This window comes from Acuticoccus kalidii (genome assembly GCF_021556395.1).
GTDB lineage: Bacteria > Pseudomonadota > Alphaproteobacteria > Rhizobiales > Amorphaceae > Acuticoccus > Acuticoccus kalidii.
The window spans coordinates 422,571-435,984 of sequence record NZ_JAKGCS010000024.1 but is presented as its reverse complement, the minus strand read 5'-3'; the positions used below and the strand labels follow the sequence as shown (position 1 = coordinate 435,984).

Annotated in this window: 13 protein-coding genes; 6 read left to right on the top strand and 7 right to left on the bottom strand. The window is 64.5% G+C overall.

Annotation, left to right across the window (positions count from 1 at the left end):
* Positions 1–27: 27 nt before the first annotated feature.
* Positions 28–1,161 (bottom strand): cupin domain-containing protein, encoded by a 1,134-nt coding sequence (locus tag L1787_RS15520; RefSeq protein ID WP_235709738.1) that lies wholly within the window; start codon positions 1,159–1,161, stop codon positions 28–30.
* Between the two features lie 233 nt (positions 1,162–1,394).
* Positions 1,395–2,138, bottom strand: coding sequence for a YoaK family protein (locus L1787_RS15515; RefSeq protein WP_235709737.1), 744 nt, complete (start codon positions 2,136–2,138; stop codon positions 1,395–1,397).
* A 498-nt stretch (positions 2,139–2,636) separates the two neighbouring features.
* Here L1787_RS15515 and L1787_RS15510 point away from each other — a divergent pair, with 498 nt between their 5' ends.
* Positions 2,637–3,584: a helix-turn-helix transcriptional regulator gene (locus L1787_RS15510; RefSeq protein WP_235709736.1), complete on the top strand. Its 948-nt coding sequence runs from the start codon at positions 2,637–2,639 to the stop codon at positions 3,582–3,584.
* Positions 3,585–3,589: 5 nt separating this feature from the next.
* Here the strand turns inward: L1787_RS15510 and L1787_RS15505 are convergent, their stop codons facing one another.
* Complete coding sequence (locus tag L1787_RS15505) at positions 3,590–4,561, bottom strand: LysR substrate-binding domain-containing protein (RefSeq protein ID WP_235710060.1); 972 nt, start codon at positions 4,559–4,561, stop codon at positions 3,590–3,592.
* 221 nt (positions 4,562–4,782) lie between these two features.
* Between L1787_RS15505 and L1787_RS15500 the strand changes: the two genes are divergently transcribed.
* From L1787_RS15500 to L1787_RS15480, 5 genes are all read left to right on the top strand, one after another.
* The gene (locus tag L1787_RS15500) at positions 4,783–5,976 is read left to right on the top strand and encodes a metal-dependent hydrolase family protein (RefSeq protein WP_235709735.1); all 1,194 of its coding nucleotides are present in this window, start codon (positions 4,783–4,785) and stop codon (positions 5,974–5,976) included.
* A 76-nt stretch (positions 5,977–6,052) separates the two neighbouring features.
* A complete protein-coding gene (locus L1787_RS15495; protein WP_235709734.1) occupies positions 6,053–7,042 on the top strand; it encodes a TRAP transporter substrate-binding protein in 990 nt (329 codons plus the stop codon).
* Positions 7,043–7,099: 57 nt separating this feature from the next.
* Positions 7,100–7,633 carry a TRAP transporter small permease subunit gene (locus tag L1787_RS15490; RefSeq protein WP_235709733.1) on the top strand — a complete coding sequence of 178 codons (534 nt, stop codon included), beginning with the start codon at positions 7,100–7,102 and terminating at the stop codon, positions 7,631–7,633.
* Complete coding sequence (locus L1787_RS15485) at positions 7,626–8,930, top strand: TRAP transporter large permease (protein WP_235709732.1); 1,305 nt, start codon at positions 7,626–7,628, stop codon at positions 8,928–8,930. Before L1787_RS15490 ends, L1787_RS15485 begins: the two co-directional genes overlap by 8 nt.
* A 7-nt stretch (positions 8,931–8,937) precedes the next feature.
* Positions 8,938–9,372 carry a hypothetical protein gene (locus L1787_RS15480; RefSeq protein WP_235709731.1) on the top strand — a complete coding sequence of 145 codons (435 nt, stop codon included), beginning with the start codon at positions 8,938–8,940 and terminating at the stop codon, positions 9,370–9,372.
* Between the two features lie 97 nt (positions 9,373–9,469).
* Here L1787_RS15480 and L1787_RS15475 read toward each other — a convergent pair whose 3' ends face one another.
* The 4 genes from L1787_RS15475 to L1787_RS15460 form a co-directional block, all read right to left on the bottom strand.
* Positions 9,470–10,231: an SDR family oxidoreductase gene (locus L1787_RS15475; protein WP_235709730.1), complete on the bottom strand. Its 762-nt coding sequence runs from the start codon at positions 10,229–10,231 to the stop codon at positions 9,470–9,472.
* A gap of 146 nt (positions 10,232–10,377) precedes the next feature.
* Positions 10,378–10,923, bottom strand: a complete 546-nt coding sequence (locus L1787_RS15470; protein WP_235709729.1) for a cupin domain-containing protein — start codon at positions 10,921–10,923, stop codon at positions 10,378–10,380.
* 85 nt (positions 10,924–11,008) lie between these two features.
* The gene (locus tag L1787_RS15465; protein WP_235709728.1) at positions 11,009–12,064 is read right to left on the bottom strand and encodes a proline racemase family protein; all 1,056 of its coding nucleotides are present in this window, start codon (positions 12,062–12,064) and stop codon (positions 11,009–11,011) included.
* Between the two features lie 124 nt (positions 12,065–12,188).
* Positions 12,189–13,247 carry a LacI family DNA-binding transcriptional regulator gene (locus tag L1787_RS15460; protein WP_235709727.1) on the bottom strand — a complete coding sequence of 353 codons (1,059 nt, stop codon included), beginning with the start codon at positions 13,245–13,247 and terminating at the stop codon, positions 12,189–12,191.
* Between the last annotated feature and the right edge of the window lie 167 nt (positions 13,248–13,414).

Here is a 13,414-nt window from a genome sequence, read left to right as displayed (position 1 = left end):
GCGATCGTGCGGGCCGGCGCGTGCGGATTATTTGCCGACGACGGGTTGATAGCCCTGCCGGAGCGAGGACATGAGCGGTTCGTCGACGTCGAGATGGCCTTTGACCAGATCGGGCGGGGTGAGGGCCATCCATTGGTTCAGCGAGATATCCTTGTATTCCGGCTTACTGAACACGTTGAGGACGTGCACCGGCTCGTCGCCGATGTTCTCGATATAGTGGGCCAAGGTCTTCGGCACGTAACCGACGTCACCGGCGACGAAGTCGAAGGTGCGCGCATTCTTGACCGCGTCGAATACAGTCATCCGGGCCTTGCCGCTGAGATAATATTGGATCTCGTCGGCATCCGGGTGCCAATGCACCTCGCGCATTCCGCCCGGCTCGAGGTGGATCATCAGCGCCGCCATGTTGGTGACGGGAAAGAGCTTGGAATCGATGATCTTCGTCGCACCGCCGGGGAATGAGTTGGGCTCGATTTCCGAGGCGCGGAAGACGTAGCTTCCCGTCATCGCCGCGGCGCCGAGCTGCTTGCGCACCTCGTCGAGGGGGGCCGGGACGGGCATCCGGAAAATATACTTCTCAGCGTCCGGCGTGCCGTCGAACGCGCTTTCCGGCACGCCGAAATTCTTGGCGAGAACCTCGCGGGGAAGGTGGGCGAACAGCTCGGTGATGAGGAGTGTTTCGTTCTCGGAGAAATTGCCGTCATTGAAGACCAGCAAGAATTCCGTGCCCTCTTCGAGCCCTTGGATCGCGTGCGGGAAGCCGGCCGGCGCGAGCCAAAGGTCGCCGGGTCCGAGATCTTCGACCAGCGTCTGGCGGTTCTCGTCGACGAGATAAAAGCGCACCCGCCCCGACATCACGTAGGCCCATTCGGCCTCTTTGTGCCAATGAAGCTCGCGCACGACGCCCGGCCCGAGCCGCATGTTGACGGCCGCGAGCTCTTTCAGCGACGGCATTTCGCGGATCGTAACTTCCCGCGCCCAACCCCCGTCTTCGAGACGATTGTGGGCCATCGCGAAGGGGAACTTTAGGCTCGGGATCCCACCGGAATCGGTGGCGGGCGGCACGAAAATGTCGGGATTTTGAGCCTCGACCTCCGGGTTGCGCGGGCCGGCGACGTCGGCGCCCCGTGTTCCAACGATCGGTTGTGGCAACTCAGCCATCAAGTAACCCTCCTTCAGAATTGGGTGGATCTTGTCCGAATTGTTTTATGTGTCAAGTTATTAAAAGTGCTTTGGGTGCGGCATCAGGGCATGAGGAAGAAATTCAGAGAATTGGTATGCATATCTGTTTCGATTCGTTGAGGCTTTTACGATAGGGGTGACAGAGGCGCCCGCAAGGACGAGGGCGCCGATCATCGATCGGCGCCGCTCGATTGGGAAAGGCGCAGGCGATCTCAGGCGATCGAGCCGCCCGGCGTCGGATCGGGATCGCGCTTCGTGCGCTCGAAGGCGTCGAGCGCCAGGATGAAGACGATCGCGGCGGCGATGAAGAGGGACGCATGCGCGATCAGATACGCATCGATATAGAAGCCGATGCCACCACCTGCGGCAAACCCCAGAAGGATCAAGAAAAACAGGCCCGCCCACATCAGGTTCGGCTCGCCGTTGATCCCTTCCTTCTTGAAAAAGCTCTGCACGAGGAAGTTGAACGCCATCTGGACGACAAACGTCACGGCCACGTTGCCGTAGAGCATGCCATGATCCTTGTGAAAGGCGTTGCCTTGCGCGCCGGCGACGAAGCTCACAGCATAGGCGACGAGATGCGCGTCGACCACGCCCATTCGCGAGGCGATACCGAGTCCGAGCAGGGCGAGGCACTCGAAGATGAGGACCACCGGCGTGAAGACATGACCGCGCCGCAGCAGGCTCGTCATCAGAGCGCCGCAAGCTGCCGAGCCGAGCCCGAAGCAGATCACGGAGATGAACGAGAACCAAAATGCAGTCCAATCCCCCTGGATCAGACGATAGCCACTCTGGATGACGTTGCCCGATTGTACGGTTGCAAAGGTGGAGGCGTTCGCGAGCGTCCAGGCGTTGAGAAGACCTGCGACGAAGGCGAGGAGAAAACCGACACGCGGGTTCTCCATCAGAGGATAGCGAACGGTTTCGGGATGAGCGTTGATGACCGCTATAGCCAAGCCGGTTTCCCCTTTCTCGTGTCGCGCCTCAGGGGCACGAGCCGCCTTCGGCCGCGTGCTGCGCGATGGCCGCAAATGTACGCTGCACACCGGCCAGAGCGCCGCAGCGCAACGACCATTCACCGTCCCGCGACCACCGAGGGATGACAGGACAGCGATGGAAAAATGCTACGCTTGGGCGTGTGGGCCGCTCAATATCCTAAATGGGATATATTTCGCGGCGTCTCGGTTTTTTTGGTGGAGAGACCGTTCTCTTGGCGTTGAGTCGGCTTGTCTGAATGTAAAAATATGTAGATTAGCCCCGAACGACCAGGGGGATCTATGAAGGCGTTTAGCGATGTCATTTATGCTATTAACGCTGCCGCTCTGTCTCCCGAGCGATGGCCGTCAGTGCTAGAAAAAATCGGCGAATATTTCGATGCGGCGGGCTCTGTCATTATTTATTACAGTGGCGACTCCGACACTGCGTTTATCCATTCCCATACTCTGACGGATGCCGTGCAAATCTATCTCGATGAGGGATGGTGGCAGCATGATGCGCACGCACAGAAGGCTTTGGAGCTCAATCTCGAAGGATTCGACGTTTTCGACGATTTCACCGTTTTGCCGGAAGAGCAGGTCGGGACGATCCCGATTTATACTGATTTCTTCAAGCGTGTCGGTTTCGGCTATTTGATGTCCTGCGTCATTCTGCCGAAATGGGACATGTTCGTGGCGATCTCTGTGCCGCGTGCGGAGGACAAGGGGCGCTTCACCGAGGCCGAGAAAACCTTGCTTCAGCACATCGGCCGCCATGTCGAGCAGGCGCTTCGCCTGTCGGTTCGGATCGTGCAGCTCAATGCGACTTCGAGCGTGCTGCGGGAGGCGCTCGATGCGGTCGATATCGGCATCTTCGTGATCGGCGCGGACCGGCGCGTGCTGTTCGCCAACACCGTGGGCTCCAAACTCTTCGACACGTTATTCGACCGGACGGACGGGCGCATCCTGCCGAAACGGGAGGAGGACCGGGCCCGCTTCTTCGGCCTTCTGGAAAGCCTGTCGGAACCGGTCACGGAGCGGTCCGACCCGCGGCCCTGCATCGTGATGGGCACGGACGGCGGGCGCGTCGCGATCTGGGCGCTGCCGGTGGTGGACCGGGACGAGCTTCATTTCGAGGGAAAGGGGGTTCCGCAAACGTTACTCTTCACCACCCCGATCGAGCGCGACCGGATGATCGATCCGGTCATCCTGCGTGAAGTCTTCGATCTAACGCTGGGGGAGGCGCGGATCGCATCCCTCGTCGGGAGCGGCATGGCGATCAACGACGCCGCCGATCGGCTCGGCGTGACGGAGGGCACGGCGCGCAACGTTCTGAAACAGGTCTTTCGCAAGCTCGGCGTCAACCGTCAGGCGCAGCTCGTGCGTCAGGTCGCGAACCTGTGGGCGAGCGCGCCGAACACGAAATAAGGCGGTCAGCCGCCACTCTCGTCGAGCAGCAATTGCGTCTCCCCCCAGGTCCGCTTCGCCTCATGCCGCAACCACCTGCGAAACCGCATCAGCGCCGGTTTCGACCGGCGGCTCTTCGGATAGATGAAGTGGTAGCCCCAGGGGGATTGCACGACCGTGCGGTCGAGCAGCGCGAGACGTTTGTCGCGCAATTCCGACAGCATCATGAAGGGCGGCATCATGATGGCGCCCATGCCGGACAAAGCGGCTTCGATGCCCATGATATATTGCTCGAAGCGGGGGCCGGCCATCGGGTGCGGATGGGCAAGGCCGGCGATGCGGAACCAGTCGCGCCATGCGGTCGGGCGGTGGAGGTGCTGGATCAGCGTGAGCTCGCGCAGCAGCGCGTCGATCGGGGCGGGGTCGGCCGGAAGCAACTCCGGGGAGCAGGCCGGCACCGTCACCTCGTCCATCAGAAACTCGGACAGGCTGTCGGGCCAGACATCGTTGCCATAATGGATCACCCCGTCGATGCCGCTATTGGCGAGGTCGAAATGGCCGATCTGCGCGGTAATGCGGACCTCGATGCGGGGATATTGCGCCATGAAGCGGCGGATCCGCGGGGCGAGCCAGCGCCCGCCGAGGCTCGGCAGGGTGGCGATGGAGAGCGTCTCGTCGGCATCGGCGAAGGTCGATAGGCGCAAGGTCGCCGCGCCGAGCTCGTCGACGATCGTCTGCACATCGTCGAGATAGACGCGGCCCTGCTCGGTGAGGATGAGCCCGTGGCCGGTGCGCTCGAAGAGGGTCGCCCCGGCGAGCTCCTCGATGCTCTTGATCGCGCGACTGACGCCGCTCTGCGTCATGCCGAGCTCGTCGGCCGCTTTCGAGAAGCTGCGATATTGAGCCGAGAACAGAAAGGCGCGAAGGGCGCTGATCGGCGGCAGCATGCCTTCCCGATCGATGACGTTGCGCGGTGCGCTGGGGGCGCCGGCATGCATCCTGTCCACGGCGATCTCTCCCGACCCCTATGACTTGAAGTCATGCGTTTACGATTTTGCGTCTGTTGTCAACGGCCACGAGCGCCGCTCAACTTCGCCAATGAACGCGGCCGTGGGACGGATCTCCTCACTATCGCTTTGCGCTCGATTTGGATTCGTCCTGAACTGTTTGCCCAAATGATAGGCTATACGTGAACAAAATCAGCATTCGTAACGCGTCTGTGCTTGACGTCGAAAAAGGCGAGCTGACCGAGACCTGTGGTCTGCTGATCGTCGACGGACGGATCGCGGAGATGGGCCGATCGATTTCGACGGCCTCCGCCGACCGCACGATCGACCTCAACGGGCGCGTTCTGATGCCCGGCCTGTGTGACGCTCATGTCCACGCCATCGTGCCGATCAACAGCTTCGCCCAGTTGACGCGCTGGTCGCCGACCTATGTCGCGATCCGGGCGATGCCGATCCTCGAAGGCATGTTGATGCGCGGCTTCACGACCGTGCGCGATGCGGGCGGCGCCGATTTCGGCATCGCGCGCGCCGTGGAGGAGGGGCTCATTCCCGGCCCGCGCATCCTCTATTCCGGCAAGGCGCTTTCCCAATCCGGCGGCCATGGCGACATGCGCGGCGTCGGGGAGACGGTGCATGACGCGCATTATTATGTGCCGAGCCTCGGTCGCGTGGTCGACGGGGTGGACGCCGTACGGGCCGCCGCGCGTGACGAGCTGCGCCGCGGCGCCTCGCAGGTCAAGCTGATGGTGGGGGGCGGCATCGCGTCCTACACCGACCCGATCCACTTCGTGCAATTCTCGAAGGACGAGATCCGCGCCGCCGTCGAGGAGGCCGAGCACGCCCACACTTACGTGATGGCACACGCCTATACCGATATGTGCATCCGCCACGCCGTCGAATGCGGCGTGCGCTCGATCGAGCACGGCAACTTCATCTCCGACGACACGGCCGCTTTGATGGCACAGCACAATGCGGTCCTCGTCCCGACGCTCGTCGCCTATTCGACGATGTGGGAGGAGGGGATCGAGGTCGGGATGCCGCCCGAGCTCCACGCCAAGATCAAGCCGGTGCTCGATGTCGGCTCGCAGGAGCTCGAGATCGCCGCCCGCAACGGCGTGCCGATGGTGTATGGCACGGACCTGATCGGTCCGCTCCACCGGCATCAGTCGCTCGAATTCCGCATCCGCCGCGAAGTCCTCCCGGCGGCCGAGGTGATCCGCCACGCGACGTGCAACGCGACCGACCTCTTCAACATGTCCGACCGGCTCGGCCATGTTCGGGAGGGCTATATCGCCGACCTCATCGCGCTCGACGGCAATCCGCTCGAGGATATCGAGGTGCTGATGGCGCCCGAGAAGCTCGCGCTCATCATGAAGGACGGCCGGGTCTTCCGCGAAGCCGTCTGACCGCCCGCCGGCGGAGGTCGCCGGCCCAACATGCCGCCCGGCTCGGGGGGCCTTAAAACGAACCGGAGAATTCTCGATGCAGCTCAAATCCCTCGCGTTGGCATTGCCGGTGGCGGTGCTTCTGTCATCGGCCGCGACGGCGCAAGAGTACACGCTCGACCTCGCGAACGAGTATAGCGGTGCGACGCCGCCGGGCCTCGCGGACATCCACTTCGCCGAACTCGTCAAGGAGAAGACCGGCGGGCGGGTCGAGGTCGTCAACCAGCTCGGCGGATCCGCCGGCTTCAAATCCGCCGACATGATCGACGCGATCGGCGCCGGCGCGCTCCCGATGGGCAACTTCCCGCTGGAGGTCGGCGCGGGCCGCAATCCGATGTATCTCGTGACGAACCTGCCCCTCATCGGTCAGACCCTCGCCGAGGCCGAGACGATGCAGGAGATCGCGCGCCCCTATGTCGAGGCGGCGATGGAAGAGGACAATCTCGCGCTCCTCTATATGGTGATCTGGCCCGCGGTCGGGGTCTGGTCGGCCGAGGCGATCGAGGCGCCGGAGGACTTTGACGGGCTCAAGATTCGCGTCAACCATCCGATCGCGATGGAGCTGTTCCGCGCGGCCGGCGCGAGCCCTGTGCAGATTTCGTGGTCCGACGTCGTGCCGCAGCTTCAGGTCGGCGCGATCGAGGCCGTCCACGCGTCGATCTCCGGCATCTCGCTCGGTCTGCCGACCAATATCGTGCCCTATTATAACGATATCGGGACGCATGTCGGCCAGGCTGCCGCCGCGATCAATCTCGACACGCTGAACGAGCTGCCCGAGGATCTGCGCGCCGCCGTGATGGAGGCCGCCGCCGAGACCGAGGCTTGGAACCGCGCACAGATCGCGGATCTCGTCGCCTCCGAGGAACAGCACGTCGCCGACGAAGGCGGTACGGTGGTGAGCGAGTTCTCGCCCGAGCTCATCGGATTCCTGCGCGAGAAGGCGCAGCCGATCGTCGACGAGTGGCTCGCAAAGTCGGGCGAATCCGGGACCGAGTTCCTCGACGCCTATCGCAGCGCCACGCAATAAACGGGTCACGGGCATGACGCGCTCGTGGCGCGTCATGCCCGAGCCGCAGGAGGTATCATGAAGGGTCTCGCCTTTGGGCTCGACCGGATCGCCGCATTGGGAGCGGTCCTCGGCGAGATCCTCGCCGCCATCGCCGTCGTCGGCATGTTCGCCCACATCGTTCTCGAAATCGTCATGCGCGCGGTGTTCGCGACCTCGACCTTCGTGCTCGACGAGTTCGTCGGCTACATGGTCGCCGCGCTGATCTTCGGCGCGGCCGGCGGTTGTTTGCGGTCCAAGACGCACTTGCGGGTCGGCCTGCTGCTCGACCGGCTCGGCTTTCGGGCGCGCGCCGTTGCGGAGTGTTTCGCGCTCCTCGCCCTGATCTTCGTCGCGGTGCTCCTCACGCAGTATTATTTCGCCGCCGCCGATCGCGCCTGGACGCGCGGCACGGTGAGCCAGACGGTGGCCGAGGTGCCGCTCTGGATCCCGCTCGGCATGGCGATGCTCGGCGCGGGCAATCTCGTCCTCCAAGGCGTCGCGCGCCTCGGGCTCATTCTCACCGGACAGCTTCAGGCCCACGACTTCGCCGAAGAGATGCACGATGCCTGATTTCGCTCTCTCCTTCGCCCTCTTCTTCGGCCTTCTCCTCGCGATGATCGGGGTGGGGCTTTGGCTCTTCGTGGCGATCTTTCTGATCGGCATTGGCGCGCTCTATTTCGATGCGGGCTATTCGCTGATGCGGATCGGCCTCCTGTTGCAGACGACGACCTGGAGCGCCGCGCGGGCCTGGGAGCTTTCGGCGATCCCGCTCTTCATCTGGATGGGCGAGCTCCTCATTCGCAGCAATATCGCCTCGGCCGTGTTCGAGGCGATCGCGCCGATCACCCGGCGCATTCCGGGCGGTCTCGTCCACGCCAACGTGTTGGGCTCGACGCTCTTCGCCTCGGTGAGCGGCTCGACCGCCGCGACGACGGCCACGATCGGGCGCATCACGCTGCCCGCCCTCAAGGAACAGAATTATCCGCGCCGCCTGTCGCTCGGCTCGATGGCCGCCTCCGGCAGCATCGGCATTCTGGTGCCGCCGTCGATCCCGCTGATCGTCTACGGCGTCCTCGCGCAGGTCTCCATCGGCGATCTCTTCCTCGCCGGTCTCCTGCCGGGCCTCATGGTCGCGGCCCTCTTCATGACCTACATCGCGGCCATCTCGCTCATCCGCGGGACCGACAAGGCCGTGACGCCGCCCGAGACGTTGCGCTCCGGCGCGCGCCGTGTCCTCGACATCATGCCGCTGGCGGCAATCATCCTCGCCGTGATCGGCGGCATCTATACCGGCCTTGCGACACCCTCGGAAGCGGCGGCGCTCGGGCTCGGGGCGACGTTGATCCTGATCGCGTTCCGCGGCCAGATCAGCGTGAGGCTGCTGCGCGAGACACTCCAGGGAACGGTGCGCGTCTCGTGCATGATCGGTATCCTCCTCGTCGCCTCGGGGTTCCTGTCCTCGGCGATGAGCCTGTTGCATATCCCGCAGCAGGCGGGGGCGGCGATCGCGGCGCTAGAGCTGTCGCCGATGACGCTGATCTTCATCCTCACCGTCTTCTACCTCCTTCTCGGCTGCGTCCTCGACGGGGTCTCGATGATGGTGATGACACTGCCGATCACCGCGCCGATGGCGATCGCGGCGGGCTTCGATCCGATCTGGCTCGGCGTCTATTTCGTCCTGACGATGGAGCTCGGCCTGATCACGCCGCCGATCGGCTTCAATCTCTTCATCCTGCGCGGGATCACCGGGGAGACGATCAGCAAGATCGCGCTCGCCGCGATCCCGTTCTTCCTCCTCCTCTGCCTGGCGGTCGCGCTGTTGACGGTCTTCCCGCAAATCGCGCTCTTCCTGCCGAGCCTGTCGTGAGATGCTGATGGACGACGATCGAACACACGCCTTCCTGTCGCTCTGCGCGCTGCTGGAGCGATGGGGCGGGCTGCAATATGCGACGGTTCTGCGCTTCAGTGAGACGGCCGAGGGGCTCGCCGGCCAGCGCGTCTACACCACGGTGCCCGACATCTATCCGACGGGCGCCTCGAAGCTTCTGCCGGCGAGCCCGTGGCTCGACATCGTGCACGGTAAGGCGAAGCTCTTCGTCGCGGCCGACGAGGCGACGATCCGCGCGGCCTATCCTGATCCGGAAACGGTGTTCGGCCTCGGGGCCTGCCGCCTTGCGAATATGCCGGTGATGCGAGGGACCCGCCGTTTGGGGCTCCTCAACGTGGCGCAAGGGCCGGCCCATGAATGGGTGCGGATGGAAGAGGCGCTGCCGGAGGCGGCGCGGATCGCGGCCCTTCTTCTCGACTGACGATCCCGCGCGAGAGCGGGCGAGAGCGGGCGCGACGGGACGAGACCCGCCCGTCGATGGGATACCGGCGCAGCGGCAAGGCTGCGCCGGCCTGGTTTCACCAGACGGACGAGCCGCCGTCGACTGTCATCATCGAACCGGTCGCATAGGACGCCCGCTCCGAGGCGAGCCAGACGATGGCGTTCGCGATCTCCTGGGGGGTGCCCCAGCGATGCGTCGGGGCGCGGGCGCGCAGGCCCTCTTTGAACGCCTCAGGATCGTCCACTTCCGACAGCATCTTGTCGAAATAGTTCGACCAAATCACGCCGGGCGCGACGGAGTTGACGCGGATATTGTCGGCGGCGAAATCGAGCGCCATCGACCGGGTGAGGGCCGAGACGGCGCCCTTCGCCGCGACATAGGCCGCCCGGTCCTTGATCGCCATCGCCATCGCGATATTGGAGGCGGTGTTGACGATCGCCCCGCCGCCCCGCTTGCGCATCTCGGGGATCGCAAATTTCGAGCAGAGATACGTACCGTTGAGGCTGACGGCGACGATGTCGTTCCAGTCGTCCTCTTCGGCGTTCTCGACGGTTCCGAACATGCCGCGGCCGGCATTGTTCACGAGGACGTCGATCCCGCCGAACGTTGTGACGGTGAATTCGGCCATCGCGCGGGCGTCGGCCGCCTTGCGCACATCGACGGTGAAGGGGCGGGCGTTGCTGCCAATCTCGGCCGCGACGCTCTGTGCGGATTCCTCGACATAGTCGGCGACGACGACCTTCGCGCCTTCTTCGGCGAAGGTCTTCGCCGTCGCGGCGCCGATCCCGGAGCCAGCGCCGGTCACGATGACCACTTTGTCTTTGAGGAACATGTCCATGATGATGTCTCCAGGGGACGGTTGAAACGAGGATCGGCCGCCCGATCGAACGGTCGGCGGCGCGAGCGTTGCGGACCCCGGCGCAGCGGGGCACGACCCCCACGTTGTCCGTGGGGGCCTGACGCTCACGCCGAGGCGGGCGTCGCTCAGTCGGGCTTGCGGCTGTCTTTGGGCGGTGGGGCGAAGGCGGTGCGGGCTTCGATCTCGAGCACGTTGTCCGGGCGCGGGAAGGGCGTCGGATCCGGCTCGCCCGGCACGACCGGCCGGCCGACCTCCTCGAAGAAGGTTTCGAGCCCGTTCGGCTGGATGAACCAGAGCCAGTGCAGTTCGCCCTCGGAATTGTTGATGAACATATGCCGGCGGTTGCGGCCGACAAAGATCGTCACGCCCGGCTTGAGCTCATACTCGACACCGTCGACCACGGCCTTGCCGGTGCCGGAGATGAAATGCAGCGCCTCGTCATGGTGCGGATGCGCGTGCTCACGGACATAGCCGCCCGGCGGCAGCGTCTGCGTGCCGATGCTGAACGGGGTCTGCTGGTCGACGAACTCGGGCGCGATGCGAATGTCGATCTGGCCGTTCGCCGGAACCGGCTGCCAGAAGGTCTTGCCGTCGTCGGGGCCGAGGACGAAGACTTGGCCGAGTTCGGCCGACGTGTCGGGGGCGATGGAGGCGGTGGGCCGTAGGCTCATAGCATGCTTCCTAAATGTCAAAGCAGCGGGGCGAGAGGAGGCCGGGCGCGTGGGCGGCCGGCCGAGATCGCGTTATCGCGAAAGGTCAGCCGGCCTTGGCGCCGGCGAAGGTGGAGCCCGGCCAGGTGTCGTTGAGACGGTAGCCGGTGGGGAAGGGGTCCGTCGGATCGAGGACGTGCTGGTGAAAGCCGGTGATCCAGGCCGAACCCGTGATCGAGGGGCGGACGGCGGGAATGTCGCCGACCATCGCCGTGTCGCGGACGACGCCGGTGAATTCGGTGCCGATGATCGATTCGTGCACGAACGTCTCCCCGGTCGCGATCTCGCCGCGCGCATGGAGGAGGGCGAGGCGGGCGCTGGTGCCGGTGCCGCAGGGGGAACGGTCGAGGCGGCCGGGCGAGACGATGACGCCGTTGCGCGAGCGCTTGCCGGTGGCGGTTTCTTCGAGCGGGCCGGCGAAGAGGGTCTGGTTGACCGTATGGATGTCCGGGTTCTCCGGGTGGACCGCGGGAATCTGCTCGGCCGCGGCGGCCTTGATCCGCTCGCCGAGATCGACCATCGCCGCCGCTTCGTCGGGCTTCACGCTGAAGCCGACCCGCGCGGCGTCGACGATGACGTAGATCATGCCGCCATAGGCGACATCGACGGTAAGGGGGCCGAGGCCCGGAACGTCGATCGTGCGGTCGCGCGCCATCACGAAGGCGGGCACGTTGTCGAAGGTGACGCTTTCGCAGCGCCCGTCACGGCAGGTGGCGGTCACGTCGATGAGGCCGGCGGGCGCCTCGAGGCGGAGGCGCGTGGTGGGCTCGGTCATCGCCACCATGCCGGTTTCGAGCGCGGCGGTGACGGTGCAGATCGTGTTGGTGCCGGACATCGGAACGTAAAAATCCGATTCCATGATCACATAGCCGAATTGCGCTTCGGGATGGGCCGACGGCAGAATGAGGTTCATGCAGAGCGTGACCTTGCCGCGCGGGTCGTTGAGCAGGAATTGACGCAGGTCGTCGCCGTTTGTCTGCAGCCACGTCATCTTCTCGAACATCGTCGTGCCGGGGACGTCGAGAACACCGCCGGTGATGACGTCGTTCGGCTCGCCGGCGGCGTGGGCGCTGACGACATTGACCATTCTGGAAAAACGCACGGGTGGCCTCGCTGCTGCTGACCGCTCATTCTGTAAACGTTTACTTTAGCCTGTCAATCGGCATTTGACTCATGTGTCAGTGAGCCTTTCTCAACGCTGCGTTTCTTGCGGCCTGCGGTCGGGTCTAGCCGCGACGGGCGGGGCGGGGACGCGCGGTCGAGCGGCGCAAAATGACCTCCGTGTCGTAGCAGGCCGAGTGCATCGCATCGCCGGATTCCAGGTGGCGGATGATCGTCGTCGCGGCATGGCGGCCCATCTCGATCGCGGGCACCGACAGCGATGTCAGCGGCGGGTCGAGGAGGGAGGCGTATTCGACATCGTCGAACCCGGTGAGCGACAGGTCGTCCGGCACCGAAAGGCCCATGCGCCGGCATTCGGCGATGGCGCTGAAGGCGATGACGTCGCGGTTGCACAGGAGCGCCGTGAGGTCCGAGCGCCGCGATATCAGGCGCTGCAGGGCCGCGGCCCCGTTCGCCCTCTCATGCTCGACGTCGACATGCTCGATCAACGGTTCGAGGCCACGCTCGTGGAGGCAGTCCTGAAAGGCCTGGGTGCGCGATTGCTGGCGATCGTTGCCGGCGAGCGGGCCGGAAATCATCGCGATGCGGGTGTGGCCGAGATCGAGGAGGAGCTCGGTGAGCTGGCGCGTCGCCGCATAATTGTCGATCCCGATCATCGGGATTTCGGACGCGGCGAGGTAGGAATAAACCGTCAAAGTCGGAATATTCTGCTTGGTGACGAGGTCGAGCAGATCATCATCGTCGATCCGACCGAAGACGATGAGCCCTTCCGCGCCCTTTTGGATCAGTTTATGGGCGTGCGTATAAAGGTTTCGGTTGTCGAAGCCGGAGATTTCGAGAAAACCGACATAGTCGTGCTCAACGAGCGCATCTTGCACACCGCTGGCAACGAGCGAAAACAGCGGGTCGGCGAGGCGGGGCAGGAGGGTCCCGATGACCTGGCTGCGGCGGCGTCTCAACGCCTTGCCGACCGAGTTGGTGGTGTAGCCGAGCGCCTTGGCGGCCTTGAGCACCTCTTCGCGCAACTCGGGCCGCACCGCATCGGGGGTGTTGAGCGCGCGCGAGACCGTCGCGATCGACACGCCCGCGCGCTTGGCGACGTCGTGCACCGTCGCCTTGGTGCGTTTCGGGGTGGAATTGTCGGTCGGTCTCGACGGGGTCACGTTTGGGGCTGACCTTCGGGCGGCTGGGGGAGGGAACGAGTACGCGAAAAACAGGAAGGCGCCACCACGAGCCGCCACTTTCGCTGATCGCGTAATCGTTTTCAACTCCGTTCCCATGCCGACCGCCTTCAGGCTCACCGTGCAAGTCGTCTTCGGTGCCCGGAAAC

Bases quoted from the DNA above. Each gene is read 5' to 3' on its own strand.
- L1787_RS15475 (WP_235709730.1), bottom strand. From the start codon at position 10,231: ATGGACATGTTCCTCAAAGACAAAGTGGTCATCGTGACCGGCGCTGGC.
- L1787_RS15520 (WP_235709738.1), bottom strand. From the start codon at position 1,161: ATGGCTGAGTTGCCACAACCGATCGTTGGAACACGGGGCGCCGACGTC.
- L1787_RS15505 (WP_235710060.1), bottom strand. From the start codon at position 4,561: ATGCATGCCGGCGCCCCCAGCGCACCGCGCAACGTCATCGATCGGGAA.
- L1787_RS15490 (WP_235709733.1), top strand. From the start codon at position 7,100: ATGAAGGGTCTCGCCTTTGGGCTCGACCGGATCGCCGCATTGGGAGCG.
- L1787_RS15470 (WP_235709729.1), bottom strand. From the start codon at position 10,923: ATGAGCCTACGGCCCACCGCCTCCATCGCCCCCGACACGTCGGCCGAA.
- L1787_RS15485 (WP_235709732.1), top strand. From the start codon at position 7,626: ATGCCTGATTTCGCTCTCTCCTTCGCCCTCTTCTTCGGCCTTCTCCTC.
- L1787_RS15495 (WP_235709734.1), top strand. From the start codon at position 6,053: ATGCAGCTCAAATCCCTCGCGTTGGCATTGCCGGTGGCGGTGCTTCTG.
- L1787_RS15480 (WP_235709731.1), top strand. From the start codon at position 8,938: ATGGACGACGATCGAACACACGCCTTCCTGTCGCTCTGCGCGCTGCTG.